Raw genomic sequence first — 25,228 nt, 5'->3', positions numbered from 1 at the left:
CGCCGCATCACCGACCGCCACCGCCGGATCCGCCGTCAACGCATCAAGCAAAGCCACAAACCGAACACCCATCGACTCCAACGTCGACAAATCGAACATGTCGGCGGCACCGATGATCTCGCCGGACCATCCCGCTCCGGCCTCACCGGTGAACAGCGCAAAGTTCATGTCGAGCTGCGCGGGGACCGGCAATCCCTCGACCGCCGCGAAATCGAGGCCGTCGACCTCGTGGCTCGCCCGCAGTGCCGCCCCCGCGGGATCGAACGAAAAGATGACTTGCACGAGTGGCGAGAACGCTTCACTGCGCACCGGGTCGACGGCTTCGACCAGGGTCTCGAACGGCACGTCGGCGTGCGCGAACGCATCCAGGTCGATCTCGCGCACCCGCGCGAGGAGCTCACCGAACGGCTCGGAGAGATCGACGTCGGTCCGCAGCACCAGAGTGTTGACGAACATCCCGATCAGACGATCGAGGACGGCCTGTCCTCGCCCGGCCACCGGCGTTCCGACGATGACGTCATCGGTGGCCGACAGCCGCGCCATGAGCACCGCGAAGACGGCGTGCGTGACCATGAACGGCGTGACCCCATGCGTGCGCGCGAACTCCGTCACCCTCGTCGCCAGCGAGGACGGGATGTCGAACACGGCCTGCACACCGGTGTGCGTCGCGACCGCAGGTCGGGGTCGGTCACCCGGGAGTTCCAGAACATCGGGTGCGCCCACCAGCCGCTCTCGCCAGTAGGCGAGCTGGCGACCGACGATCGAGTCCGGGTCCTCCGGCGATCCGAGCACGTCGTGCTGCCAGATGGCATAGTCGGCGAACTGCACCGGAAGCGGAGCGAAGTCCGGCGTCGCGCCGCGAACGCGTGCCGCGTAGGCGGCGACCACCTCGGTCACCAGCGGGAGCATCGATTCGCCGTCTGCTGCGATGTGGTGCACGACGAGACCGAGCACGTGCTCCTCGTCGCTGATCGGCCACAGCATCACCCGCAGCGGCCACTGCTTGGTGATGTCGAAACCGTTCGTCACCGAAGCGAACAGCGCTTCCTGCGAGTGCACGACCTTCCACACCGCCGAGAGCCGCGCCTCGACATCGTCGACCGAGGAAACCGCCTGGTAGGGGATCCCTTCGACAGCGGGAAACTCGGTGCGCAGAATCTCGTGGCGCACGACCACGTCGACGACCGCCGACCGCAATGCGGCCGTATCGAGTCGACCGGTCAGTCGCATGACGGCGGGGATGTTGTAGGTCGCCTGCGCCAGGTCGAACTGGTTGAGGAACCACATCCGCTGCTGCGCGAACGAGAGCGGTATCCGTTCTGGCCGCTTCTCGACCTTGGTGATGGGTGGCAGGGCCGGCGCCGACTCTGCGGCCCGGACCGCGAGTTCCCGGATGCTCGGTGCCTCAAAGAGGTCACGGAGGTTCAGTTCGACATCGAGTTCCTCACTGGCGCGACCGATGATGCGCGCCGCGAGCAACGAGTTTCCGCCGAGGTCGTGGAAGGAGTCGACGGCACTGACCTTCTCCACACCGAGGACGTCCGAGAAGATGATCGCCAAGGTGCGTTCGACGCCGTCTTCCGGCGCGACGTAGTCCCCGGAGGAGAAGTCCGGTGCCGGCAGTGCCCTCCGGTCCAGCTTTCCGTTGACGGTCAGCGGCAGTTCGTCGAGCACCACGACCGCGTCGGGCACCATGTAGTCCGGAACGACCGACCGCGTGTGTTGCCGGATCTCAGCGACGTCGAGCGCCCCGGTTTCCTCGGCAGTTCCGACGACGTAGCCGACCAGCAGGTCGGTCCCGCCGCTGCCGTCCTTGATGGCGGCGGCAGCAGCCTGGACACCCGGCGCAGACAGCAGCCCGGACTCGACCTCGCCGAGTTCGATTCGGTAACCGCGGAGTTTCACCTGGTCATCGCCGCGACCGAGGAATTCCAGACTTCCGTTGCGAACGAGGGCGCGGTCGCCGGACAGGTACATCCGTTCGCCGGGCGCCCCATACGGGTCGGCGACGAAGCGCGTCGCATTCAGCGCGGCCCGGCCTGCATAGCCGCGGGCGAGCTGGCGGCCGGCGATGTAGAGGTCGCCCGGCACACCATCGGGGACCTTGGCGAGCCGCGCATCCAGCACATAGACCGCAGAGCCCGGCAGTGCGAGGCCGACGTCGCCGGTGGCGTCCGCGGCGAACTCCGGGGTCAGCCGCCGGCGCGTCATGTACACGGTGGCCTCGGTGGGCCCGTACATGTTGTTGAGTTCGGGCCCGTCGTTGCCGCCGAGCTGCCGACGATCTGCGTACCAGCGCCGCACCTGCCCGAAGTCGAGGGCTTCACCGACGAAGATCATCGAGCGCAGCGCTGACGGCAGCTGCCGTCCCCCGGCGCCACGCAACGCCGCGGCCAGTTGGTAGAACGCCGACGGCGTCTGATTGACGACGGTGATCTGCTCGCGCTCCAGCGCATCGACGAAGGCGCCCGGATCACGGGCGGTGTCGCCGTCGAGGATCACGAGACGTCCGCCGACCGCAAGCGGCATCCAGATCTCACCGACCGACAGGTCGAAAGCGTACGAATGATACTGCGACCAGCTGTCGGTGTGGGAATAGTCGTACTCCGCCCCCATCGCGGAGATCAGGGCGACCAGGGCGCCGTGTGCGACGGCGACACCCTTCGGTGTTCCGGTGGAGCCCGATGTGTAGATCACATACGCCGGATGCACCGAAGACACCGCCGCCCCCACGGCGGCCCGCGTGTCCGCGAGGGCCCGGGACATCTGATGCTCCACGGTCACGATCGGCGCCGACACACCGTCCCACTCGGCAGCGGTCACCGGATCGGCCAGGATCACCACGGGATCGGCGTCCTCGATGATCTTCGCCAGTCGGTCCATCGGATGCGAGCGATCCAGCGGCACATACGCGGCACCCGACTTCATGATGCCCAGGAGAGCCACGACGAGATCGACGTCTCGGGGCATCGCGACGCCGATGCACGCCTCGGGTCCGGCACCGTCGGCGATCAGACCCGCCGCGAGCACCTCAGAACGCTCGTCGAGTTCCCGGTAGCTCAGCGTGACCCCGTTGTAGTCGCTGACCGCCGGCCGATCCGGAAAGCGGGTGGCGATCGAGCGGAACACCCCGGGAAGCGACCCCAGGTCGGCCGAACCGACCAGATCGAACACCGCTCGGCGGATATCAGAAACGGCGATCTTCGTCGCCGCGCCGGCGGCGGCCGGTTCCAGTCCAGCCTGCACGAAGAGCGGTGTCACGGCACCGCTGACCGCCGCATCGGGGTCCAGCCCCTGCGCGGCGAAGACGGCGGCCAGCGGCGCCGTCCGACTTTGGAGTTCAGCGAACGAGATCGGCCCGCTCGGCGCGGTGAACGCGACCGATCGCCCCGACTGGAGCGCCGCGAAGGCGAGCAGGTCGACGGTGCTCGGTGCGGATCCGAGGATCCGGCAGAAGGCGCGATTCAGCTCAATTCCGATCATCAATGTCAGTCCTACTGTCCGTCGACCCGAGCACTGCGGATGTCCGACAGTGCGCTACTGAGACCCTCCGGCCCCGCCGCCGCGAGCTCCGGAGCCAGGCTCATCAAAGCCGTGACCAACGCCGAATCCCGATCGGGGATCGACACCGCCATCGCGGTGGTCGTGGCCCATAGCTCACCGAAAGTGATCGTCGAGGCGCCGAACCGAACCGCGACCGCCTCCGGTGTCTGATTCGCACCCGACTCCACCAGATCTGGCAGCGCCACCCTCTGCGCTGCATCGTCGTCGTCGGAGTAGCCGTCGCTGTCCGTGGCGATGGAGATGTCACCGACGGTGACCATCGGGTCGCCCGCGACGGCTTCCAGCACGGCGAGGAATCGCCCGGCATACTGTTCGATCGTCGACGCGTCGAAGAGGTCCGTGGCGTAGACGAAGTTCGCCCGCATCGGACCGCCCGTCCCGGAGCTGCCGAGGGCGAGCGGGTCAGTGGGAAAGACGCTGAGTTGCAGATCGACCTGCCCGGCGGTGAGACCTTCGTCGACCGGCGCGATCGTGAGTCCGGGGACCTCGACGACCGGCATCTCGAAGTTCTGAAAGAGCAGCATCGCTTGGAACACGGGATTGAACGCACTGCTGCGGCGCACACCGACACCCTCGACAACGGCTTCGAAGGCGATGTCGGCATTCGACATGTCTTCCATGTCCTCGGCGTGCACTCGCTCGACGAGGTCACCGAACGTCTCGTTCGCATTCAGAATGGTGCGCAGCGGCAGACTGTTGACGAACATGCCGACGAGACTGTCGAGAGCCGGCTCCGTGCGGCCCGCGAACGCAGTACCGATGACCACGTCGTCCACCCCCGCCATGCGTCCGAGGAAGACGGCATAGGCCGCGTGCACAACGTCGAACAGGGTGCCGTCGTGACTGCGCGCGATCAGTTCGAGGGCGGCGACCAGCTCCGCCGGAATCTTGAACTCCACCGTGTCGCCGGCAAAGGACGGTGCGATCGATCGCGGCCGGTCCGAGGGCAGACGGAGTTGATCCGGAGCGCCGCGCAGCCGACCCTGCCAGTAGGCAAGCTGTCGATCCCGCTCCGAGATCCCCTCGGCACCGACGGCGTTGAGCCGCTCCGCTTGCCACAGCGCGAAGTCGACGTAGTCGACACGGAGGGGCGGCAACGCAGGGATTCTGGCTTCGGCCCGCGCCAACGCCGCAGCGATGAAGTCCTGCGCAAGCGGACGCAGCGATGACCCGTCCGCACTGATGTGATGCATGACGAACACGACGATGTGCTCGGCCGGCCCCAGACGCACCAGGGCCATTCGGAACGGTGGCGCCTGGGTGACGTCGAACCCCCGGCGGACGACGTCGCGCACCACGTCGAGTGCTGAATCGGTGGCCTCCACCATCTCGAAATCCAGGGCGGCCACGGCCTCGGCTGCGGGTACCACTCGCTGGCACGGGTCGCCCCCGACCATGGGGTAGTAGGTGCGCAGGGTTGCCTGTCGCTCAACCAGATCCGCGGCAGCCGCCCGAACCGCCGCTGCGTCGAGAGTCCCCGAGAGGCGCAAGGCGAAGGCGATGTTGTAGGCCGGCGAATCCGGATCCAGGCGATTGAGCAACCACATGCCGCGCTGGACTTCGGAGATCGGGGCGTGCTCCGGATGCGGACGAGGGCGCAACGGCAGGGCGACTCGTTCGGTGTCCGACGACTCCGCATACGCGGCAATCGCCTCGACCGACGACGCCTCCAGCAGTGCCTTGACCGGGATGTGCTGGCCGGTGACACCCGACAGGGCACCGGCCAGCTTCACGGCCGCAAGTGAATTGCCGCCCATCTCGAAGAAGCCGGCGGTGACGCTGACCCGGTCCAGACCGAGATACTGGGCGAAGACCTCGGCGACCACTGCTTCACGCTCGGTGCGCGGTGCGACGTACTCGCGATCCACCGTGGGAGTGAAGTCGGGCAGCGCGCCGCGGTTGACCTTTCCCGTGAGCGTCCGCGGAAACTCGTCGATCACTTGGAGTGCTTGCGGCACGAGGTGACCGGGCAGGAGCGTTCGCGCATGCCTGAGCATGTCGGCCTCGTCGGCCGCAGCCCCCGACACGAGACTCACGTAGGTCGCGAGCATCGTCTCGCCACCGGGACGCGCAACCCCCAACGTCAGCGAGTTCGCCACCGCGGGGTGCCGGAGCATCGCGGCATCGACTTCACCCGGTTCGATACGCAGACCACGGATCTTGAGCTGATGATCGGTGCGCCCCAGGTAGTCGAGACGACCATCCGCTCGCCACTGCACGCGGTCCCCGGTGCGGTACATCCGCTGGCCGCGGTCGAAGGGATTCGCCACGAAACGGCTGGCGGTGAGGCCAGGCATCCCGCGGTAGCCGAGCGTCACCTGATCGCCGACGAGATAGAGCTCGCCCGCGACACCGACCGGGACCGGCCGCAGGCCGCCGTCGAGCACCAGCGTCCCGACGCCCGGCAAGCCGGTGCCGATGGTCACATCGTCCTCGGGCCGGGTGAACACGTCGACAGTGGTCCACACGGTGGTCTCGGTGGGACCGTAGATGTTGATGTAGCGACGCCCCGCCGCCGTCCACCGACGCACCAGCTCCGGCGGATTCGCCTCGCCGCCGCCCAGCACATGACGCAGGGTGGGCACCGACTCCGGGTCGATGGTCGCAAGGACCGAGGGGGTGAGGAACAAGTGGCTGACCTGATGCCGGTCGATCAGTGACGCCAGTTCCGACCCGGCGTACGTGTTCAAATCCGCGACGACCTGCGTGGCACCGGCGCCCCACGCCATCGTCAGTTCCAGAATCGACGCATCGAATGTCGGTGAGGAGACGTGCAGTACTCGCGATTGTGGCGTCAGCGAGAGGAACTTGGATTCGGCGGCAATCAGATTCGCGAGTCCACGATTGGGCACCTGCGTCGCTTTGGGCGTTCCGGTCGATCCCGAGGTGTGAATGATGTACGCGATGTCATCGAGCCGAACCGGGCGGCGAAGTTCCTCGTCACGGATCTGGCCGGCGCTGAATCTACCGATCACCGCTTCGTCCCGCGCGTCACCCAAGACCAACCAGTCGAGCTCCGGGAGTTCTCCTGCCGCCGATTGGGATTCGACCGCGGCGACCCCGACCGTCGCGCCGCTGTCGGCCAACATGACCCGGCGGCGTCCGAGGGGGTCGCGCACATCGATACTGACGAATGCCGCACCGGTCTCGATCACCGCGGCCGTCGCCAGCACCGACAGATCCGAGCGCGGAATCGCCAGCGCGACGACGTCACCGGGCCCCACGCCCTTGGCGATCAGCGTGCGGGCCACCTGCGCGGTGCGGGCCGAGAACTCGTCGCGCGGGATCGTCCGCGTCCCGACCACCGCCGGGGAGGTGGGATCGGCCAGGGCCGCACCCGCTCGGACGAGTTCCCGAAGCGTGCGGGCCTGAATCTTCGACGGAGCTCGGGTGAGCCGTTCGATCTCTTCCACCGGTATCAGGTCGATCGATCCCAGCGTGCGTGCCGGATCCTCGATCATCGAGCGCAAGGCGGACCGGACGTAGCCCGCGAGATCCTCGATCCTCGCTTCGGTGAAGAGGTCCGTCGAATAGTTGAACTCCAACTCGATGACCGGTTGCGACGCGTCCCGCAAGTCGATGGTCTCCGTCGCGTCGATCGCCAGGTCGTACTTCGCCGCGGCGATACGACCGTCGCTGAACTCCGCGCCCAATCGTTCGAGGGGTTCCCGGTAGTCGGCTCCCAGCGTCAGCGAGACTTGGAACAGGGGATTGTGTGCGAGCGTGCGCTGTCCCACCACCGCGTCGACGATCTTCTCGAAGGCCACCTGACTGTGTTCCATGGCGCGCGTCCGGATCTGTCCGGATGCGGTCAAGGCGTCGCCGACGGTGGTTTCCGGATGCAGAGCACTCCGCAAGACCACCGTATTGACGAACATGCCCACCATGTCGCTGGTCTCCGGCTCATCCCGGCCGGCGATCGGAGTACCGATGGAGACATCGCTGGTGCCGGCCAACCGCCCGAGAACCGTGGCCACAGCCACGTGCAACACGGTGAACGGAGTGACGCCGTGTTCCACGGCCAACGACCTGATTCCGGCGACGATGTCGTGGGGCAGAACCGCGTCGACGAAGGCACCGCGACCGCTGGGCACCGCCGGACGCGCGAAGTCCGTCGGCAGCGCGAGAAGGTCGGGTGCCCCGCCGAGTTGCTCTCGCCAGAAACCGACCTCCCGGGAGCTGCGCGACGCCGGGTCGTCGGGTTCGCCGAGCATCTCGTTCTGCCAGAGCGTGAAGTCGGCGTACTGCACGGGCAGCGGCTTCCACTGCGGAGCACGGCCCTCGCACCGTGCGGTGTAGGCGGTGATCAGATCGGAGATCAACGGCCGGAGCGAGTACCCGTCACCCGCGATGTGATGCAACACGCACACCAGCGCGTACTCCGTCTCGACACCGTCGAGCACCCGCAGCAGCGCGAAACGGACCGGAAGGTCGGAGACGAGGTCGAATCCGCCGACGACTTCAGCGAAGATCTGCGACTCCAGTTCCGCCGCCGTGACGGCCGACGTTCGCACCGGCACACGGGCCACCGCTTCAGCCACGCTGAGCACGGCTTGGACAGGATCGCCGTCGCGAGTCGGATACACCGTGCGAAGAATCTCGTGACGTTTCAGCACATCGGCGATCGCCTGTCGGAATGCGTCGCCGTCGACCTCTGCGCGCCACCGGATCACTCCGGGCATGTTGTAGGTCGGCGCCTCGGGATCCAGACGATTGATGAACCACAGCCGGGACTGCGGGTTCGACAGCGGGGCGCCCCCGGAGCGCTCGCGCGGCCGCAGCGGCAGTCTCTTCTCCGAGCTCGGCGTCGAGGCCACCGCCAGGTCGGCGATCGTCCTGCTGCCGAAGATGTCCGTCAGCGCCAGATCGAAGCCGGCCGCGTGCATCTTGGCGCGCAACCGCGCCGCCGACAGCGAGTCCGCACCCAGTTCGAAGAGGTTGTCCCCCATCCCGATCAGGCGTGCCCCGAGCATCTCCTGAATGATGTCGGTGAGCGTGATCTCGACGGCGGACTCCGGCGCCAGGTATTCGTGCACTTCCGTCCGGAAGTCGGGCGCCGGCAGCGACTTGCGATCCAGCTTTCCCGCGGAATTGAGTTGGATGTCGTCCAGCACCATCCAGACGCTGGGGACCATATAGCCGGGAAGCGCCCGGACGGCTTCCGCCTTGACCGCATCCAGGACGACGCTGTCCCGTCCGACACCCGCCAGGTACGCCACCAGGTGCTCAGCGCCGCCGGGCGCCGCGGCCACCGTCACGGCCGTGTGAACAACGCCGGGCACACTCGATATCACCGACTCGATCTCGCCCAATTCGATGCGTTGGCCGCGGAGCTTCACCTGGAAGTCGGTTCGGCCCAGGTACTCGAGCCGCCCGTCCGGTAGGCGCCGCACGAGATCACCGGTCCGATACATCCGCTGGCCCGGACCGCCGTAGGGGTCCGCCACGAATCGCTCGGCGCTCAGATCGGCGCGGTCGGCGTATCCTCGCGCGAGTTGTACACCCGCCAGGTACAACTCACCGGGCACCCCATTGGGCAGTCGCTCCAACCGCGAACCCAGAACCCGTGCGGCGGAGTTCCATACCGGCCGGCCGATGGGCACCGACAGGTTCGTCGAGTCGAGCTCGCGAATCTCCTCGGAGGTGATTTCGATCGCGGCTTCGGTCGGGCCGTACAGGTTGTAGAAATCGACCGACGGCCATATCCGGCGCACTTCAGCCGCCACCGCCGGCGGCAGCGCCTCCCCCGTCACCGAGATCATCCGAATACTGTCCAGCCGGCGAAGCCGCTGCTCGTCGTTCGCCTCGAGGAAGACCGACAGTATCGAGGGCACGAAATGCACCATCGTGGCTTCGGTCCGAGAGATCTCGTCCGCGACGTACTCGGCGTCGATATGTCCGCGGTCCTTCAACAGAACAAGGGTCGCACCGACCATCAGCGGGGCGAACAACTCGGGCACGGAGCAGTCGAAGGTGTACGGCGTCTTCTGCACGACCCGGTCGTGCGGGGCCAAACCGAGCTCGGAGATTCCCCAATACAGTCGGTTCAACACCGCGCGGTGGGTGAGAACAACACCCTTCGGCGCCCCCGTCGACCCCGAGGTGAAGAGGGCGTAGGCCGCACAGTCGGGGCTGAATACCCCTCGGTCCCCGACCGGCAACGGCTGGAGATCGACGTCGACGGGTCCGGTCGAGTCGACCTCGACCATCGGCACTCCGCCGACTCGAGCAGCCGCGGCCGCCTCGGACTCGCTGTGATGGCGACTGATCAGCATGTGCCCGGCCTGCGCCGTAGCCAGCATGTGACCGATACGCTCCGCCGGGGCCTCCGGGTCGATGGGCACGTAATGTCCACCCGCCGAGATGATGGCGTATATCGCCACCATCATCTCCACGGACCGCGGCATGCACAGCGCCACCGCGCGCTCTGCGCCCACCCCTTGATCGACCAGTTCCCGTGCGAGCGCAGCCACGCGCGCACCGAACTCGCCGTACGAGATCTCCCGGGTCCCGAGGACCAGAGCCGTTGCCTCTGGATTCGTGGCGACCTGCCGCTCGAAATCAGCCAGGAGATAAGTCATGTCTCCTGTCGGGTGCGACGGCCCCTCCTCCACCGCGGCCAGCCATTCGGCTTCGCGCACCGAGGTGAGTTCGATCGCCGGGATCCGGCGGTCCAGGTCCGCGTACATTCGATCGGCAAACCGCAGAAAGCGGTCGAGATGGTCTTCTATCTCTTCCAGCCGATAAAGACTCGGGTTCGCCTGAAGATCAATCGTCATCGGCGCCCCCGGAACCGGCTGGTAGAGATTGATCGCCAGATCTTCGATTATTCCGGTGGACAGCACGCGATAGTCGATCGTCGCCTCGTCCAGGCTGAGTTCGTCGAAGAACATCATGTTGATCGCGGGCCCGAAGTACAGCTTCTGCGGGTCCAACCCCGCTTCACGGCGGATGTCCTCGGTCCGATACCGCTGGTGCCGCAGCGCTCCGGTGAGTTCGATTTGAGCGGCCGTCGCGACCTGACGCACAGTCAGCTCTTCCAGCCCGCGCAGCCGGATGGGCACGATGTTCGACAGCATGCCCGCGGATTCCCGGATCGCCTTGGTGGTGCGACCGGTGACCGGGAGGCTGAGCACGACGTCGTCGGTGCCGCACATCCGCGCCATGAACGCCGCGAATGCGGCGGTGAGCAGGGCCGCCTGATAGCTGTTGAGTTCCGACGACACCTCTGCCAGACGCGCCTCAAAGGCCGCGTCGAGTGATCGCCGAACCACTATCGCCTCGGCGAGCGCCGGCTTGGCGGCGGACCGAGCAAGGGTCACCGGTTCGGGCATCTCGGCGATACGGCTCTGCCAGTGTTCACGATCGCGCAGACGACGTCCGCTGTCGAGGTAGTCCTCGTCGTACTTGGCGATCTCGGCGAGCGTCAGCGCCGGCCTGTCGTCGGGCTCCTCCCCCCGCCTGATCGCGTTGTACCGGTCGATGATCCGCAGCGCTATCGCGATGGCCGCGCTGCCGTCGCACACGATGTGGTGGGCGCGCTGATACCACAGCGTGCATTCGTCCGAGATGATCAGAAGTTCAGCGACGACCAGCTGATCGGTCCACATATCAACGGTTCGCCGCTGATCCTCGGCGATCCACTCGTCGACAGCATTCTCGGGATCGTCCGCATTCCGGAAGTCGTGAATACCGACTTCCTGGGGAAAGTCCAGATCCACATACTGGCAGGGAACATCCCCCTCAGAGGAAAACCTGATATACGGCGCTTCCAGGAGTTTACCGACCGCCTTTGTGCAGTCGGCGAGCAGTTCGATATCGAGTGCTCCTGCCGCGTGGCTGATTCTGAAGCACTGCGCGATATTGACCGAATAGTCCTGCGATAGCGTCTCTGCGAACCATATGCCGCGCTGTGGGGCGGTAAGGGGCAAAAGCAATCGTGAACCGGCGGCCCCCCGCCCTCGCCCGCTGTCCGCTGAGCGGTGCTCTGCAGTTTCCGTACCCAATTGACTATTCACCTCCCTCACCCCGAGACTACACAGTTCATTCCCAGCGACAACCAAATCTCGCTTTGTCGGAAAAGGCCGGATTCCCTAACGGTCCTAACACCTCCTGAGCTGCGGTGATGGCGAATCTGACTTACGGCCGGTCCTGAAATACATCGGTTCAGACGACCCCGGATGCGACCGACACAGACACCTCGTTTTCACCCTCTTCCCGCCGCTGCTCGCTGATATCCACGGAGAGCCGGGACCGTGGTGAGCAGAGTGATCACGACAACCCAGATCGCCACCTTCGTAAGGTCCGCAACGAGTGGTCCACCCGCCGCTAACGCCCGCATCGAATCGATCGCCGGCGTCATCGGCTGGTTCGCCACAATCGGTTGTAACCATCCCGGATACATATCGATCGGCGAGAATCCGGAATTGAAGAACATGAGCAAGGACGACAGCAGTCCCAGATACGGAACGAGCGGCGCACCGGGTCGGAAATTGACCGCCAGGGCGAGGGTGAGCATCGCGAATGCACCGGCAAAGGCCAGCGCGACGACCACGAGTCCGATGGCCGGCCCGACCCCCTGGGTAAACCGGAATCCGATGGCGAATCCGGCCGCGATCAGAAGCAGTGTGGTGATCAACGCGCGCACGATCTCGGCCAGCACGCGCGCGCCGAAGTCGGCGCCGCGATTGATCGGGAGCACATAAAGTCGACTGAGCAGCCCGGTCTTGCGTTCCAGATTCAATCGAGTCGCTGACACCACTGACCCGAACATCGCACTGGTCAAGATCACGAGTGGCACCGTGCCGTAGACGCTGTCCTGCCCTGTCGCTTGGCCGATGACGTCGCCGAGGACCACCTTGAACATGACCATCGTCAACGCGGGAAAGATCAGCACCTGAACAAGGGTGGGTATGTCGCGGCCGGCGACCAGCAGTTGTCGGCCGGTCAAGACCAGGGTCTGCTGCCACCACGCGGACAGCGAGGTCTCCGAGTGCGGGCCGGCAGTACCCGCCAGCATCATCGTCGCCGGGACCCCGGCGTCGGCGTTCATTGCGCATCCTTGCGGGAGCCGATCGCCACGAGCACCGCGGCCAGCACCAGCAGGCCGAGGGTCCACCACACGGCCGCCGCCAGACTCTGCCAATCCAGAACGCCGCCGATCGCGTCGCGCATCGCTCTGGTGATCTGTGAGATCGGCTGATTCTCGACGAACCCTTGGATCCACTCGGGAAAGCGATCGACCGGCATGAACCCGGTCGACAGCATTCCCAGGATCAGCGTGGGGAAGGCCACCAACTGGCTGGTAGCCGCGGGCGACTTGGCCACCAACCCGATGCCGTCTGAGACCAGAGACAACGCCATGCCGATCATTCCGACGAGGGCGACCGCGATGGCCGCGCCGGCAATCCCGCCACCGACCTCGGCCGATTCCGGACGCCACCCCATGACCAGGCAGGTCACGAGTCCGCAGGCGAGAGCCACCACGAGCAGCACCGCATTGGTGGCCGACCGCGCCAGGAAGGGAATCGCCTCCGACATCGGCAAGACCCGGAAACGGGCATGCACTCCCGCCTGGCCGTCGAGCGCGGAGCGCATCGCCGACGACGAGGCCACAAAGGCCATGGACTGCAGCATGATGATGGGCATCAGGTACTGCGCGTAATCGATCGCCGTCACCTCCGCGACGACCTTGCGCAGCGGCAGGTAGAAGCAGACGGCGAGAAAGACGGGGGAGACGAACGCGAAGATGAACTCGCCGTTGCGGAGCACCTTGAGCAGACCGCGTTCGGTGAGCACCCACCACTGCTGGAACGCATTGATTCGACTCGTGACCGGTTCCAGGGTGAGAGTCGGCGTGGCGTCCGCAGCCCGCGCCGTCATGGCCGATCCTCAGCTGCCGTTCCGCGGTCCGCCTCCGGGTCGGTGAGCGCCAGGAAGACCTCATCCAATGAAGGCCGTCGCAGCGCGATGTCGGCGAGCGGTATCCGCGCAGCTTCGGTGCGCTTGAGTACCTCGGCCAGAGTCGCCGGCCCGTGCGGAGCAGGAACCGACAGCGCGTCGGCGGTCTCGTCCAGGTCGTCGGCCGTCGGTCCGCCGAGGCCGTGCAGCGCGGTCCGGAGCCGCGGCAGGTACGCCGGATGCACCGGAGTGACCTCGCAGTAGGCCGCGCCGGTGGCCGACTTCAGTTCGTCCGAGGTGCCCTCCGCGATGACTTTGCCCTTGTCGATGACGACGATGCGATCGGCCAACGAGTCGGCCTCCTCCAGGTACTGGGTCGTCAGCAGAATCGAGACCCCCTGGTTGCGCAGACTCTCGACCAGTGCCCACACGTCCTGGCGGCTGCGCGGATCCAAGCCGGTCGTCGGTTCGTCGAGGAAGACGACCTTCGGCTCCGTCACCAGGCCGCAGGCGATGTCGATTCGTCGGCGCATACCGCCGGAGTACTGCCCGACCTTCCGGTTGGCAGCCCCCTCCAAACCGAACGTGTCGAGCAGTTCGGCCGCCCTGGCTTTGGCCGCGTTCTTACGCAGCCCGAGCAGCCGGCCGAACATGATCAGATTCTCGCGGCCGGTGAGGCCCTCGTCGAGCGCTGCGAATTGTCCGGTCAACATGATCGACTGACGCACGGACGGCGCCTCGGCGACCACGTCGAAACCGCAGACGGAGGCGCTGCCGCCGTCGGGTGTCAGGAGCGTGCACAGCATATTGACGGTGGTCGTCTTGCCCGATCCATTGGGGCCGAGCAGAGCGACGACACGTCCCTGCGGTACTTGAAAGCTCACTCCGTCCACGGCCACGAGATCTTTGAACGCCTTTCGCAGGCCGGCGGCCTCGATCGCGATCGGCAGGTCCTCGTCGTCTCCGACGGGAACCAGATCCAAGGCCGGAAAGGCGACGGTGCTGGCCTGCGCCTGCGCCAGCTCCTGCCCGGTGAGCGCAGGCTCCACGGCAGTCACCGACCGGCCGGTGACATCCCAGGTGGGGCCCGGCCGCCGCGGGGCCTGCCTGGGCAGCGCGGGTGCATCGTCGATGATGCGCTCCTCGGCACGCCGTCGGCCGACTCCGCTCAGTGCCCACACACCCGTCGTCGTCGTGCCCTCGCCGCGGTGCCGACCCCGCGGCGCCGACGCCTGAGACGGGAACGGCTCCGACCGCGCGGGAACATCGGGGCCGCGCTCGGTCAGGGGCGCTGCCGTCGTGGTCGGCGCAGAGGGACCCGTCCCGTTATGCACCCGGGAGTCGCTGGTATCGAGTTCGGTTCGCCATGCGCGCAGCTGCAGCAGCGTCGGGTCGTCTGCAGGAACCCAGGGCATGGTGTCCTCGAGCGGGTCCCCCGCACCCCCGTCGCGACGGCGACTGCCAGCCGCGGGAACTGACGTGTGCTCAGCGCGCACACCATCGCTGACACGTCGATCAATGTCCGGCATCCGGTCCCGCTCTGTCGGGCCTCAGTTGACCCGGGACGTCGTCCCAGGCTCGTCGAGGCGGCGAAAAGCACTACTCCTTCTCTGCTAAATCTATCGACGGGTGGATCACTTCCGTTTCGCCTTCGACGAAGATGGGCCCGTTCGGTGGAATCCACCCAGCTGGGCGCAACGAATCGATAACTGTCCCGCGGCGGCGCCTCACGGACCGCCTAGAATGCGAATCGGCCCGAGTTCCCCCGCGGAACCGGGCCGATTCCGTCAGCAGCAGCCAGTCCCCCGGTCCCGCACGCCAGACTCGGTACGACGCGCGACGCTAGTATCCGAGCGGGTTCTCTACCTGGAACCGCCACGCATCGCGGCACATGTCGTCCAGACCACGGGTCGCGTGCCAGCCCCAGGCCGACGCGACCTTGCCCGGGTCCGCGATCAGCGTCGCGACGTCGCCCGCCCGGCGCGGTTGCACCAGGTGGGGAATGTCCCGGCCGCTCGCTTTCGCGAACGCCGCGCTCAGCTCCAACACCGACGTCCCCACTCCCGTTCCCAGGTTGAACACCTGCATGCCGGGCTCGTCGTCGACGTGGTCGAGGGCGTCGACATGGCCGTCGGCAACATCGACGACGTGGATGTAGTCCCGCTGCGCGGTCCCGTCGGGCGTCGGGTAGTCGTCTCCGAAGACATTCAGCGCAGGCAGTCGCCCGTCCGCGACCCGCATCAGTACGGCATCAGATTGTGGATCGCCCCCTTGGGAGACTCCCCCAGCAGCCCACTCGGATGAGCCCCGATCGGATTGAAATAGCGCAGCGCCGTCGCCCTCAACTCCGGGTGATAACGGCAGGCCTGCGTGATCATCTGCTCGCTGGCCCACTTCGACCAGGCATACGGATTCGTCGGCCCCTGCGGATCGGTCTCGGTCAGCGGGCGCGGCAGAGCCTCGCCATAGATCGAGCACGACGAGGAGAACACGAGGCGATGCACCCCGTACTCACGCATCACCCGAAGCAGGGCGGTGGTGCCACCGATGTTGATGTCGAAGTAGTCCAGGGGGATCTGCGTGGACTCGCCGACGGCCTTCTTCGCCGCGAAGTGGATGACGACATCGATCTCATGCCGACCGAACACCTCCGCGAGCGCCCCTCGGTCGAGGACCGGCAAAGACAGGGCGGCGGTAACCACAGGTGGCAATCGTAGGTCCTTCAGTGACCTGAGATGCGAATCGGCCCGAGTCCCCCACCGGGGGAATCGGGCCGATTCATTGTTCAGCAGAGACTGCCGAGAAGACCTACTTGGCCTTCTCCAGCACCTCGACGAGGCGCCAGCGCTTGGTCGCCGACAGCGGTCGGGTCTCCATCAGACGAACGCGGTCGCCGATACCGGCCACCTGCTCCTCGTCGTGCGCCTTGACCTTGCTGGTGGTGCGGATGATCTTGCCGTAAAGCGGGTGCTTCACGCGATCCTCGAGCTCCACCACGATGGTCTTTTCCATCTTGTCACTGACGACGTAACCGATCCGCTCCTTGCGGCGGTTGCGCTCTTCCACGTTCACGTTCTGGTCCTCACTCATGCGTCGTCACCTTCCGGACCGGACGCCAAGCCCAGCTCACGTTCGCGCATGACGGTGTAGATACGTGCGATCTCGCGACGCACGGTCCGCAGGCGGCGGTTGTTGTCGAGCTGGCCGGTGGCCATCTGGAAACGAAGGTTGAAAAGCTCTTCCTTCGACTCCTTCAGCCGGTCGACCAGATCGGTGTCGCTGAGCTCACGGAGCTCACCAGCAGCGATTCCGAGTGCCATCAGAACTGCTCCTCTCTGGTCACAATCCGGGTCTTCATGGGGAGCTTGTGCTGTGCGCGACGCAGGGCCTCGCGAGCGGTCTCCTCATTGGGGTAGGTCATCTCGAAGAGAACGCGACCCGGCTTGACCGGGGCGACCCACCACTCGGGCGAACCCTTACCGGAACCCATGCGGGTTTCGGCAGGCTTCTTCGTGATCGGACGGTCCGGGAAGATGTTGATCCAGACCTTGCCACCTCGCTTGATGTGGCGGTTGATCGCGATACGAGCGGACTCGATCTGACGGTTGGTGATGTAGGCGCTCTCCAGTGCCTGGATACCGTAGTCACCGAAGGTGACCTTGGTGCCGCCCTTGGCCCGGCCCTTGAGGCTCGGGTGGTGCTGCTTGCGGTGCTTGACCCGACGAGGGATCAACATGCCTCAGCCCTCCTGGTTCTCGGCCTGCTCAGGAGCAGGCGCGCTGGCTTCCGCGGTGACCGCTGCGCGGCCGGCCTCGGTGCTGGTACCGGTGGTGCCGGAGGCACCGCTGCGACGCGGGCGGCTCGGGCGACGCGAACGACGATCCTCGGCTGCCGGAGCGGCCGCAGCCTGCTCGCGACGTCCACCGACGATATCGCCCTTGTAGATCCACACCTTGACGCCGATACGTCCGAAGGTGGTCTTCGCCTCGAAGAAGCCGTAGTCGATGTCGGCGCGCAGCGTATGCAGCGGCACGCGTCCTTCGCGGTAGAACTCCTTGCGGCTCATCTCGGCACCGCCCAGACGACCGGAGCACTGGACACGAATGCCCTTGACGCCCGGCTGACGCATGGCCGACTGGATGGCCTTGCGCATGGCGCGACGGAATGCCACGCGGTTGCTGAGCTGCTCAGCGACGCCCTGGGCGACGAGCTGCGCATCCGCTTCGGGGTTCTTGACCTCGAGGATGTTCAGCTGCACCTGCTTGCCGGTGAGCTTCTCCAGCTCGCCGCGGATGCGATCTGCTTCGGCGCCACGGCGACCGATGACGATGCCCGGACGAGCGGTGTGGATGTCCACGCGAACCCGGTCACGGGTGCGCTCGATGTCGACACCGGAGATGCCGGCGCGCTCGAGGCCCGTGTTCAGGAGCTTGCGGATCGCGACGTCTTCCTTGACGTACTCGGCGTACTGCTTATCGGCGTACCACCGGGTGTTCCAGTCGGTGGTGATGCCGAGGCGGAAGCCATGCGGGTTGATCTTCTGGCCCATGCTCAGGCTCCCTTCTTCTTCTGCTGACGCGAGCGCTTGCGATCGGCGACCTCACCGATGCTCGACACCACCACGGTGATGTGGCTGGTCCGCTTACGGATCCGGAACGCACGACCCTGAGCACGCGGCTGGAACCGCTTCATGGTCGGGCCCTCATCGGCGAACGACTCGGTGACCACCAGGGTGCGTCGGTCCAGGCCGAGGTTGTTCTCGGCGTTGGCGACGGCGCTGGCGAGCACCTTGGCGACCGGCTCGCTGGCGGCCTGCGGGGCGAACCGCAGGATGTCCAGTGCCTCGTCGACGTTCTTGCCGCGGATCAAATCGATCACGCGACGCGCCTTCATAGGCGTGACACGGACGAACTTGGCAACAGCGCGTGCGCTCTGCACTTCGTTTTCAGTCTGAGTACTCATGGTTTACCGGCGCTTCGCTTTCCGGTCATCCTTGATGTGACCCTTGAAGGTGCGGGTAGGGGCGAACTCGCCGAGCTTGTGACCCACCATTGAGTCGGACACGAACACGGGCACGTGCTTGCGACCGTCATGGACCGCAAAGGTGTGACCGATGAAGTCGGGGATGATGGTCGAACGACGGGACCAGGTCTTGATGACCTGCTTGGTGCCCTTCTCGTTCTGCACGTCCACCTTCTTCAGAAGGTGGTCGTCGACGAACGGGCCTTTCTTCAGGCTACGTGGCATTTCTTACCTCCTCCTAGTTATCGCTTGTTCTTGCCGGTACGACGACGACGGACGATCATCTGGTCGCTGGCCTTGTTCTTGCGGGTGCGGCCTTCCTTCTGACCCCACGGGCTGACCGGGTGACGACCACCCGAGGTCTTGCCCTCGCCGCCACCGTGCGGGTGGTCGACCGGGTTCATCACGACGCCACGGACGCTCGGGCGCTTGCCCTTCCAGCGCATGCGGCCGGCCTTGCCCCAGTTGATGTTCGCCTGCTCGGCGTTGCCCACCTCGCCGACGGTGGCGCGGCAGCGCACGTCGACACGGCGGATCTCACCCGACGGCATACGCAGGGTCGCGTACGGACCCTCCTTGCCGAGGAGCTGGATCGAGGCACCCGCACTGCGGGCCATCTTGGCGCCACCGCCCGGACGCAGCTCCACGTTGTGGATCTGGGTACCGGTCGGGATGTTGCGCAGCGGCAGGTTGTTGCCGGGCTTGATGTCGGCGTTGGGGCCGGACTCGACGATGGTGCCCTGCGTCAGGCCCTTGGGGGCGATGATGTAGCGCTTTTCGCCATCGACGTAGTGCAGCAACGCGATCCGCGCAGTGCGGTTCGGGTCGTACTCGATGTGAGCGACCTTGGCGTTGATGCCGTCCTTGTCATTGCGACGGAAATCGATCAGGCGGTAGGCACGCTTGTGCCCGCCACCGCGATGCCGGGTGGTGATCCGGCCGTGTGCGTTACGTCCGCCGGTGCTGTGCAGCGGACGGATCAGCGACTTCTCCGGATGGTCACGGGTGACCTCGGAGAAATCTGCACCACTGGAGCCACGACGGCCCGGGGTTGTCGGCTTGTACTTACGAATAGCCATATTGTCTTACGTCCCTCTCTCAGAGCGCGCCGGTCAGGAGACCGGGCCCCCGAAGATCTCGATGGGATTGCTGCCGTCTCGCAGCGTCACGATGGCGCGCTTGGTGTCCTTGCGCTTGCCGAAGCCCGAGCGAGTGCGCTTGCGCTTGCCCTGGCGGTTGGCCGTGTTGACGCTGTCGACCTTCACATCGAAGATCTTCTCGATCGCGATCTTGATCTGAGTCTTGTTGGCATCCGGGTGGACCAGGAAGGTGTACTGGCTGTCTTCCTGCAGGCCGTAGGCCTTCTCCGAGATCACCGGCGCCAGAATGATGTCACGCGGATCAGCGTGCGTCGCCATTCTCAGGCCTCCTTCTTGGTGTTCGCCTCGACGAAGGCGTTCAGCGTCTCGACGCTGAACACGACCTCATCGGCGTTCAGGACGTCGTAGGTGTTCAGCTGATCCGGAGCGATCGCGTGCACGTTCTTCAGGTTCGCGAGGCTCTTGCGTGCAGCATCGTCTTCGCGGCTGATGACCACGAGGAACTTGCGGCGAGCGCTGATCTCCTCGAGGAAGGTGCGTGCCGTCTTGGTGGACGGCACCTGGCCGGCCACCAATTCGGTGATCACATGGATCCGCTCGTTACGCGCCCGGTCCGAGAGGGCTCCGCGCAGGGCGGCGGCCTTCATCTTCTTGTTGACCTTCTGCGTGTAGTCGCGCGGCTGCGGGCCGTGAACGACGCCGCCGCCGACGAACTGCGGTGCACGGATCGAACCCTGACGGGCGCGGCCGGTGCCCTTCTGGCGGTACGGCTTCACGCCGCCGCCACGAACTTCACCGCGCGTCTTGGTCGAGTGCGTGCCCTGGCGGCCTGCGGCCTGCTGAGCAACGACGACCTGGTGCATCAGGGAGATGTTGGCGGTCTGATCGAACAGTGCGGCCGGCAGCTCGACGGTGCCGTTGGTGGCACCACCGGGAGCGCGGACGTCCAGCGTCAGCTTGGTTGCGGTTTCGGTGCTCACTTGTCGCCACCCTTCACAGCGTCGCGAACCACCACGATGCCGCCCTTGCGGCCGGGGATCGCGCCCTTGATCAGCAGGAGACCGGCCTCGGCGTCCACCTTGTAGACGGTGAGGTTCTGCGTGGTCACCTTGTCGTTACCCATACGACCGGCCATCCGCATGCCCTTGAACACGCGGCCCGGGGTGGCGCAGCCACCGATGGAGCCGGGCGAACGGTGCACGCGATGCGCACCGTGGGTCGCGTTGGCGCCCGCGAAGCCGTGACGCTTCATGACGCCGGCGAAGCCCTTGCCCTTCGAGGTGCCGGTCACGTCGACCTTGACACCGTCGGCGAACAGGTCGGCGCCCAGTTCCTGGCCCACCTCGAACGCCGCGGTGTCCGCAACGCGGATCTCGGCGAGGTGGCGACGCGGGGTGACTCCGGCCTTGGTGAACTGACCGGAGACCGGCTTGCTCACCTTGCGGGGATCGATGGCGCCGTAGGCGAGCTGCACGGCGGTGTAGCCGTCACGCTCGTCGGTGCGGATCTGGGTGACGACGTTGCCGCTGGTCGCGATGACCGTGACCGGAACGACCCGGTTCTGCTCGTCGAATACCTGGGTCATGCCGAGCTTGGTGCCCAGGAGACCCTTCTTTGCAATCTGGTTGCTCATTGTCTCATCCCCCGTCACTGAATGTTGACGTCGACGCTGGCCGGCAGATCGATACGCATGAGCGCATCGACCGTCTTCGGCGTCGGATCGAGGATGTCGATGAGTCGCTTGTGCGTGCGCATCTCGAAGTGTTCGCGGCTGTCCTTGTACTTATGCGGCGAACGGATAACGCAGTACACATTCTTTTCGGTGGGCAACGGCACCGGGCCGACCACGCGTGCACCCGTACGGGTCACGGTCTCGACGATCTTGCGCGCAGAAGCGTCGATCGCCTCGTGGTCGTAGGCCTTGAGCCTGATGCGGATCTTTTGTCCCGCCACGCTTGTGTCCTCTTCCGTCTCAATGTCTCTCGACGAACAGAACACCGCGTGGACTCAACACCCGCTTCGTGAGATGCGGGCGGCAACGGAGCCACACATGACCATCGCCCGTTTGACTTGGGCGCGATCGACGCTGTTCTTTTCGTCGTTGTACGCTGTCGAACCCGAAAGTTCGACGCTGGCTGTACACCAGCTGGTTTCTCCGGCACCCGCGGTCGGGCGTGTCGGTCCGCAACTCCCTGGGGAGTGCGCGTTACACGCCCGGGTCCACGTTTCGCGGCCCGGAGAGGTTTCATCGCCTCGCGAGGAGGCAACCTGTCAAGTATGCACGACGCTGCCCGTCCAGGACAAATCCCGGCGGCCACCGCCACTCAGCGTGGCCGCAGCACGTAGGCCGTGTAGCCGTACTCGTCGCCGTGGTCGCGGCGGACGGCGAGTTCCGCCCGGGCCGGAGCGAGCATTTCGGCGTCGATCCCCTCCGCGCTGAATTCCCCTACCCGCGCGGCCAACGGACCGTAGTACTCCTGCCAATCCGATTCGGGCAGACGATAGGTGGCCGCCACGTCCCAGCCACCCTCCAGACAGGCCGCCACATTGCCGGCCGTGGTCCGCATGGCCGGATAGCCCGGCTCCCAGAACGCCCGCACCTGCGCCGACGGGTGGGCCACGGTGTACTCGGCCTCGGTGACGACGAGGACACCGCCGGGGGCGAGTAGACGACGCCATTCGTCCAATGCCCGATCGAAGCCCATCAGATAGGCCGCGCCCTCGCTCCAGAGGAGGTCGACGCCGCCGTCGGGCAGCGGCAGGTCCTCCATCGACGCCTCCAGGACGTCGACGCGGTCTGCCACGCCCGCGGATTCGGCCCGATCCCGCACCTCGTCGAGGAAGGGTCGGTGGACGTCGACGGCGGTCACGACGCCGTCGGTCAGCTGGGCCAACGGGATGGTCGAGGCCCCCGGGCCGGACCCGATGTCCACCACGACGGGTCGCGGCGGGAGCGGACCGGCCAGGCGCAACAGCAGCTCGGTGGTGGCGGGCGAGCCGGGCGCCTGCCGGGGCAGCCCGGCATGGAGGCGATGAAAGAAGGCGTGCAGTTCGGCTTCGTCGGGGGCCATCACGTCAGCCTCACAGATCGGCGCGCGCAGCGCGAGGGAATTCCAGTCGAGACCCTGGCGCGGTACGCGCGGTCACAGTAACGTGATCGACCACACACCAATAATGCACACATCGATTACGGCGTCATGCCGGGAGTCAGGGGCCCCATGTCGAAGCTCGGATCCATCATCGAGTCGGTATCGGATGTTGTCGGGGCGGTGAAGGTGATGAGCAAGTCCGGCGCCATCGACCTCTCCGATCCCAAGCGTGTGCTGTCGATGATGAAGTCCAACAAGTTGATCGGCCCCACCGCGACGGTGCTGGCCCACAAGGCCGCCGACTTCCCGGATGCCCCCGCGGTGAGCGATGAGCACGGCACCTTGACCTGGGCGGAGTTCGACGCGCAGGTCAACGCCCTGGGCAATGCCCTGCTCGACGCCGGCCTACGCCCTGGCTCGGTGGTGGGCATCATCGCCCGCGACCATCGCGGGGTGCCGATGGCGCTGTGCGCGGCCGGGCGCGCGGGCATCCGCCTGGCCCTGATGAACACCGGCTTCGGCGCCACCCAGTTCGCCGAGGTCGCCGCGCGCGAGGGCGTGCAGGCCATCCTGTACGACGAGGAATTCGCTCCGCTGGCCGACACGCTGCCCGACGATCTGGTCCGCATCGTCACGTGGACCGACGGCACGCAGCCGGTGCGCGCGGACGCCCGCACCCTCGACGAGATCGTCACCACCGGAAACACGGCCACGCCCCCGGTGCCGGAGGCCTTCGGCGGCATGGTGATCCTCACCAGCGGCACCACCGGCCTGCCCAAGGGTGCCAGCCGGACCAAGTTCGCCCCGTTTGCCAGCGCCCTGGTCCTCGATCGCATCCCGCTGCCGCGCAACGGCACCATGGTGATCGTCTCGCCGATCTTCCATTCCACCGGCTTCGCACTGTGGGGCGTCGGTCTGGCGCTGGGGAACGAGACCGTGCTGATGCGCCGCTTCGACGCGGAGAAGACGCTGGCCGCCATCGAACGGCACCGGGCGCAGGCGCTCGTCGCCGTCCCGACGATGCTGCATCGCATGGTGGCGCTCGGCCCGGACGTGATCGGCAAGTACGACCTGAGCAGCCTCGAATCCGTGGTTGTGGCCGGTTCGGCCTTGTCCCCCAAGCTCTGCCAGGAGGTGCAGGACGCGTTCGGCGACGTCCTCTACAACCTGTACGGCTCCACCGAGGTCGGGATCGCGACCGTCGCCCAGCCCGCCGAACTCCGCAAGGCCCCGGGCACCATCGGCAAGCCCCCGGTGACCAGCCACATGGCGCTGTTCGACGACGACGGACGGCCGATCACCGCGCCCAACACCAAGGGGCGGCTGTTCGTCCGCACCGGCGCCCCGTTCGAGGGCTACACCGACGGCCGGAACAAGGACTTCATCGACGGCTACATGTCCAGCGGCGACATGGCGTACGTGGATGAGGACGGCCTCTGGTTCATCGCCGGGCGCGACGACGACATGATCGTCTCCGGCGGCGAGAACGTGTACCCGCTGGAGGTGGAGAACCTGCTCGCCGAACATTCCCACGTCGACGACGTGGCGGTGATCGGCGTCGACGACGACGAGTACGGCACCCGACTGCGCGCCTTCGTCGTCCGCGCCGACGGCGCCCCGGAAGATCCCGACGCCCTGCGCGCGCACGTGAAGGCGAACCTGGCCCGCTACAAGGTGCCCCGCGACGTGGTCTACATCGACGAACTCCCCCGCAACCCGACGGGCAAGCTCGTCCGCCGCCTGCTGCCGACCGGCCCGTTGGAGTCCTGATTGCCCGGTTCTCGATTAACGTCGAGCACATGGGATCCACTGTGCCGCCGCTGACGGTGCCATCACCGCGTTCGACGGTGCCGTTGCCGACCACCGGCGCGCCGGCGCCGTCGAACGTCACCCTGAAGGTGACGATGGCGCTGACCGGGACCGTCTTCGCGCTGTACGTCCTGGTGCACATGATCGGCAATCTGAAGGTCTACACCGGCGCCGAGCACTTCGACGCCTACGCGCACTGGCTGCGGACCCTGGCCGAGCCGTTGCTGCCGTACGAGGGCGCGTTGTGGCTCTTCCGCGCGGTGCTGCTGGTCTGCCTGGCGGCGCACGTGGGCGCCTCGGTGCTCATCGTGGTCCGGGCACGACGGGCGCGCGGCCGGGTGCGGCGTACCGGCATGGGCTGGCGACGCCTGCCCGCCACCCTCATGCCGTACACCGGACTGGTGTTGCTCGTCTTCATCGTGGTGCACATCCTGGACCTGACCACCGGCACCCGGCCGGTCGCCCCGACGGGTTTCGTCGATCCCACCCGCACCTCCTCGGACGCCTACGGCAACCTGGTGGAGAGTCTGCAGCGCTGGCCGATGGCCCTGTTCTACATCGTCGTGATGGCGATGCTGTTTCTGCATCTGGTGCACGGGCTGTGGACCCTGGCCCAGGACTACGGGGTCACCGGTCAGCGCACCCGCCAGGTCTGGGCGCTGCTGGCCCTGGTCTTCGCCGGTGCGGTGGCGCTGGGTGACCTGAGCATCCCGATCGCGGTGCTGGCCGGATGGGTGGGTTGAG

At 66.4% G+C, this 25,228-nt stretch carries 21 protein-coding genes; 2 read left to right on the top strand and 19 right to left on the bottom strand.

The genetic code is table 11. The annotated features are described in order from the left end of the window. The 19 genes from ACFFJD_RS00505 to ACFFJD_RS00415 all read right to left on the bottom strand — a co-directional run. Positions 1-3,483: non-ribosomal peptide synthetase (locus tag ACFFJD_RS00505; RefSeq protein ID WP_382359288.1), on the bottom strand; the 3,483-nt coding region annotated here is incomplete at its 3' end. An 11-nt stretch (positions 3,484-3,494) separates the two neighbouring features. Then, positions 3,495-11,582, bottom strand: a complete 8,088-nt coding sequence (locus tag ACFFJD_RS00500; RefSeq protein ID WP_446685289.1) for a non-ribosomal peptide synthetase — start codon at positions 11,580-11,582, stop codon at positions 3,495-3,497. Positions 11,583-11,770: 188 nt separating this feature from the next. Further along, positions 11,771-12,616 (bottom strand): ABC transporter permease, encoded by an 846-nt coding sequence (locus tag ACFFJD_RS00495; protein ID WP_382359285.1) that lies wholly within the window; start codon positions 12,614-12,616, stop codon positions 11,771-11,773. Next, complete coding sequence (locus ACFFJD_RS00490) at positions 12,613-13,446, bottom strand: ABC transporter permease (protein ID WP_382359282.1); 834 nt, start codon at positions 13,444-13,446, stop codon at positions 12,613-12,615. Before ACFFJD_RS00490 ends, ACFFJD_RS00495 begins: the two co-directional genes overlap by 4 nt. Beyond that, positions 13,443-14,879 carry an ATP-binding cassette domain-containing protein gene (locus tag ACFFJD_RS00485; protein WP_382359278.1) on the bottom strand — a complete coding sequence of 479 codons (1,437 nt, stop codon included), beginning with the start codon at positions 14,877-14,879 and terminating at the stop codon, positions 13,443-13,445. The genes ACFFJD_RS00490 and ACFFJD_RS00485 overlap by 4 nt, the downstream gene beginning before the upstream one ends. Before the next feature lie 427 nt (positions 14,880-15,306). Continuing rightward, on the bottom strand, positions 15,307-15,705 hold the full coding sequence (locus tag ACFFJD_RS00480) for an NAD-dependent epimerase/dehydratase family protein (RefSeq protein WP_382359275.1): 399 nt from the start codon (positions 15,703-15,705) through the stop codon (positions 15,307-15,309). Beyond that, positions 15,705-16,166, bottom strand: coding sequence for an NAD-dependent epimerase/dehydratase family protein (locus ACFFJD_RS00475; protein ID WP_382359272.1), 462 nt, complete (start codon positions 16,164-16,166; stop codon positions 15,705-15,707). Before ACFFJD_RS00475 ends, ACFFJD_RS00480 begins: the two co-directional genes overlap by 1 nt. Before the next feature lie 106 nt (positions 16,167-16,272). Next, positions 16,273-16,554, bottom strand: coding sequence for a 30S ribosomal protein S17 (gene rpsQ, locus ACFFJD_RS00470; protein ID WP_382359269.1), 282 nt, complete (start codon positions 16,552-16,554; stop codon positions 16,273-16,275). After that, a complete protein-coding gene (rpmC, locus tag ACFFJD_RS00465) occupies positions 16,551-16,784 on the bottom strand; it encodes a 50S ribosomal protein L29 (protein ID WP_005936737.1) in 234 nt (77 codons plus the stop codon). The genes rpsQ and rpmC overlap by 4 nt, the downstream gene beginning before the upstream one ends. After that, entirely contained in the window at positions 16,784-17,200 is a 417-nt protein-coding gene (rplP, locus tag ACFFJD_RS00460; RefSeq protein ID WP_382359264.1) for a 50S ribosomal protein L16, read from the bottom strand. Before rplP ends, rpmC begins: the two co-directional genes overlap by 1 nt. 3 nt (positions 17,201-17,203) lie before the next feature. After that, on the bottom strand, positions 17,204-18,013 hold the full coding sequence (gene rpsC, locus ACFFJD_RS00455; protein ID WP_382359261.1) for a 30S ribosomal protein S3: 810 nt from the start codon (positions 18,011-18,013) through the stop codon (positions 17,204-17,206). A 2-nt stretch (positions 18,014-18,015) separates the two neighbouring features. Continuing rightward, positions 18,016-18,426, bottom strand: a complete 411-nt coding sequence (gene rplV, locus ACFFJD_RS00450) for a 50S ribosomal protein L22 (protein ID WP_382359258.1) — start codon at positions 18,424-18,426, stop codon at positions 18,016-18,018. A 3-nt stretch (positions 18,427-18,429) separates the two neighbouring features. Then, the gene (gene rpsS / locus ACFFJD_RS00445; RefSeq protein WP_045823701.1) at positions 18,430-18,711 is read right to left on the bottom strand and encodes a 30S ribosomal protein S19; all 282 of its coding nucleotides are present in this window, start codon (positions 18,709-18,711) and stop codon (positions 18,430-18,432) included. A 17-nt stretch (positions 18,712-18,728) separates the two neighbouring features. Next, on the bottom strand, positions 18,729-19,565 hold the full coding sequence (gene rplB, locus ACFFJD_RS00440) for a 50S ribosomal protein L2 (protein ID WP_382359254.1): 837 nt from the start codon (positions 19,563-19,565) through the stop codon (positions 18,729-18,731). Positions 19,566-19,598: 33 nt separating this feature from the next. Then, positions 19,599-19,904, bottom strand: a complete 306-nt coding sequence (gene rplW / locus ACFFJD_RS00435) for a 50S ribosomal protein L23 (RefSeq protein WP_382359251.1) — start codon at positions 19,902-19,904, stop codon at positions 19,599-19,601. Positions 19,905-19,906: 2 nt separating this feature from the next. Next, entirely contained in the window at positions 19,907-20,566 is a 660-nt protein-coding gene (gene rplD, locus ACFFJD_RS00430; RefSeq protein ID WP_382359248.1) for a 50S ribosomal protein L4, read from the bottom strand. Next, positions 20,563-21,219 carry a 50S ribosomal protein L3 gene (rplC, locus tag ACFFJD_RS00425; RefSeq protein ID WP_382359245.1) on the bottom strand — a complete coding sequence of 219 codons (657 nt, stop codon included), beginning with the start codon at positions 21,217-21,219 and terminating at the stop codon, positions 20,563-20,565. The genes rplD and rplC overlap by 4 nt, the downstream gene beginning before the upstream one ends. 14 nt (positions 21,220-21,233) lie before the next feature. Next, positions 21,234-21,539 (bottom strand): 30S ribosomal protein S10, encoded by a 306-nt coding sequence (gene rpsJ, locus ACFFJD_RS00420; protein WP_003938093.1) that lies wholly within the window; start codon positions 21,537-21,539, stop codon positions 21,234-21,236. 371 nt (positions 21,540-21,910) lie between these two features. Continuing rightward, a complete protein-coding gene (locus ACFFJD_RS00415) occupies positions 21,911-22,657 on the bottom strand; it encodes an SAM-dependent methyltransferase (protein WP_382359240.1) in 747 nt (248 codons plus the stop codon). Between the two features lie 147 nt (positions 22,658-22,804). Here ACFFJD_RS00415 and ACFFJD_RS00410 point away from each other — a divergent pair, with 147 nt between their 5' ends. Beyond that, the gene (locus ACFFJD_RS00410; RefSeq protein ID WP_382359237.1) at positions 22,805-24,445 is read left to right on the top strand and encodes an acyl-CoA synthetase; all 1,641 of its coding nucleotides are present in this window, start codon (positions 22,805-22,807) and stop codon (positions 24,443-24,445) included. Positions 24,446-24,474: 29 nt separating this feature from the next. Then, complete coding sequence (locus ACFFJD_RS00405; protein ID WP_382359234.1) at positions 24,475-25,227, top strand: succinate dehydrogenase cytochrome b subunit; 753 nt, start codon at positions 24,475-24,477, stop codon at positions 25,225-25,227. The last annotated feature ends 1 nt before the right edge of the window (position 25,228 follow it).

The sequence above is a fragment of the Gordonia phosphorivorans genome, assembly GCF_042432625.1.
Lineage (GTDB): Bacteria > Actinomycetota > Actinomycetes > Mycobacteriales > Mycobacteriaceae > Gordonia > Gordonia phosphorivorans.
Note: the sequence above shows the minus strand (reverse complement) of the source record. Positions and strands in the feature narration are given on the sequence as shown.

What these genes read in the sequence shown, in the direction of transcription:
- ACFFJD_RS00495 (WP_382359285.1), bottom strand. Translation starts at nt 12,616, where the DNA reads ATGAACGCCGACGCCGGGGTCCCGGCGACGATGATGCTGGCGGGTACT.
- ACFFJD_RS00490 (WP_382359282.1), bottom strand. Translation starts at nt 13,446, where the DNA reads ATGACGGCGCGGGCTGCGGACGCCACGCCGACTCTCACCCTGGAACCG.
- ACFFJD_RS00485 (WP_382359278.1), bottom strand. Translation starts at nt 14,879, where the DNA reads ATGCCCTGGGTTCCTGCAGACGACCCGACGCTGCTGCAGCTGCGCGCA.
- ACFFJD_RS00480 (WP_382359275.1), bottom strand. Translation starts at nt 15,705, where the DNA reads ATGCGGGTCGCGGACGGGCGACTGCCTGCGCTGAATGTCTTCGGAGAC.
- rpsQ (WP_382359269.1), bottom strand. Translation starts at nt 16,554, where the DNA reads ATGAGTGAGGACCAGAACGTGAACGTGGAAGAGCGCAACCGCCGCAAG.
- rpmC (WP_005936737.1), bottom strand. Translation starts at nt 16,784, where the DNA reads ATGGCACTCGGAATCGCTGCTGGTGAGCTCCGTGAGCTCAGCGACACC.
- rplP (WP_382359264.1), bottom strand. Translation starts at nt 17,200, where the DNA reads ATGTTGATCCCTCGTCGGGTCAAGCACCGCAAGCAGCACCACCCGAGC.
- rpsC (WP_382359261.1), bottom strand. Translation starts at nt 18,013, where the DNA reads ATGGGCCAGAAGATCAACCCGCATGGCTTCCGCCTCGGCATCACCACC.
- rplV (WP_382359258.1), bottom strand. Translation starts at nt 18,426, where the DNA reads ATGAGTACTCAGACTGAAAACGAAGTGCAGAGCGCACGCGCTGTTGCC.
- rpsS (WP_045823701.1), bottom strand. Translation starts at nt 18,711, where the DNA reads ATGCCACGTAGCCTGAAGAAAGGCCCGTTCGTCGACGACCACCTTCTG.
- rplB (WP_382359254.1), bottom strand. Translation starts at nt 19,565, where the DNA reads ATGGCTATTCGTAAGTACAAGCCGACAACCCCGGGCCGTCGTGGCTCC.
- rplW (WP_382359251.1), bottom strand. Translation starts at nt 19,904, where the DNA reads ATGGCGACGCACGCTGATCCGCGTGACATCATTCTGGCGCCGGTGATC.
- rplC (WP_382359245.1), bottom strand. Translation starts at nt 21,219, where the DNA reads ATGAGCAACCAGATTGCAAAGAAGGGTCTCCTGGGCACCAAGCTCGGC.
- ACFFJD_RS00415 (WP_382359240.1), bottom strand. Translation starts at nt 22,657, where the DNA reads ATGGCCCCCGACGAAGCCGAACTGCACGCCTTCTTTCATCGCCTCCAT.
- ACFFJD_RS00410 (WP_382359237.1), top strand. Translation starts at nt 22,805, where the DNA reads ATGTCGAAGCTCGGATCCATCATCGAGTCGGTATCGGATGTTGTCGGG.
- ACFFJD_RS00405 (WP_382359234.1), top strand. Translation starts at nt 24,475, where the DNA reads ATGGGATCCACTGTGCCGCCGCTGACGGTGCCATCACCGCGTTCGACG.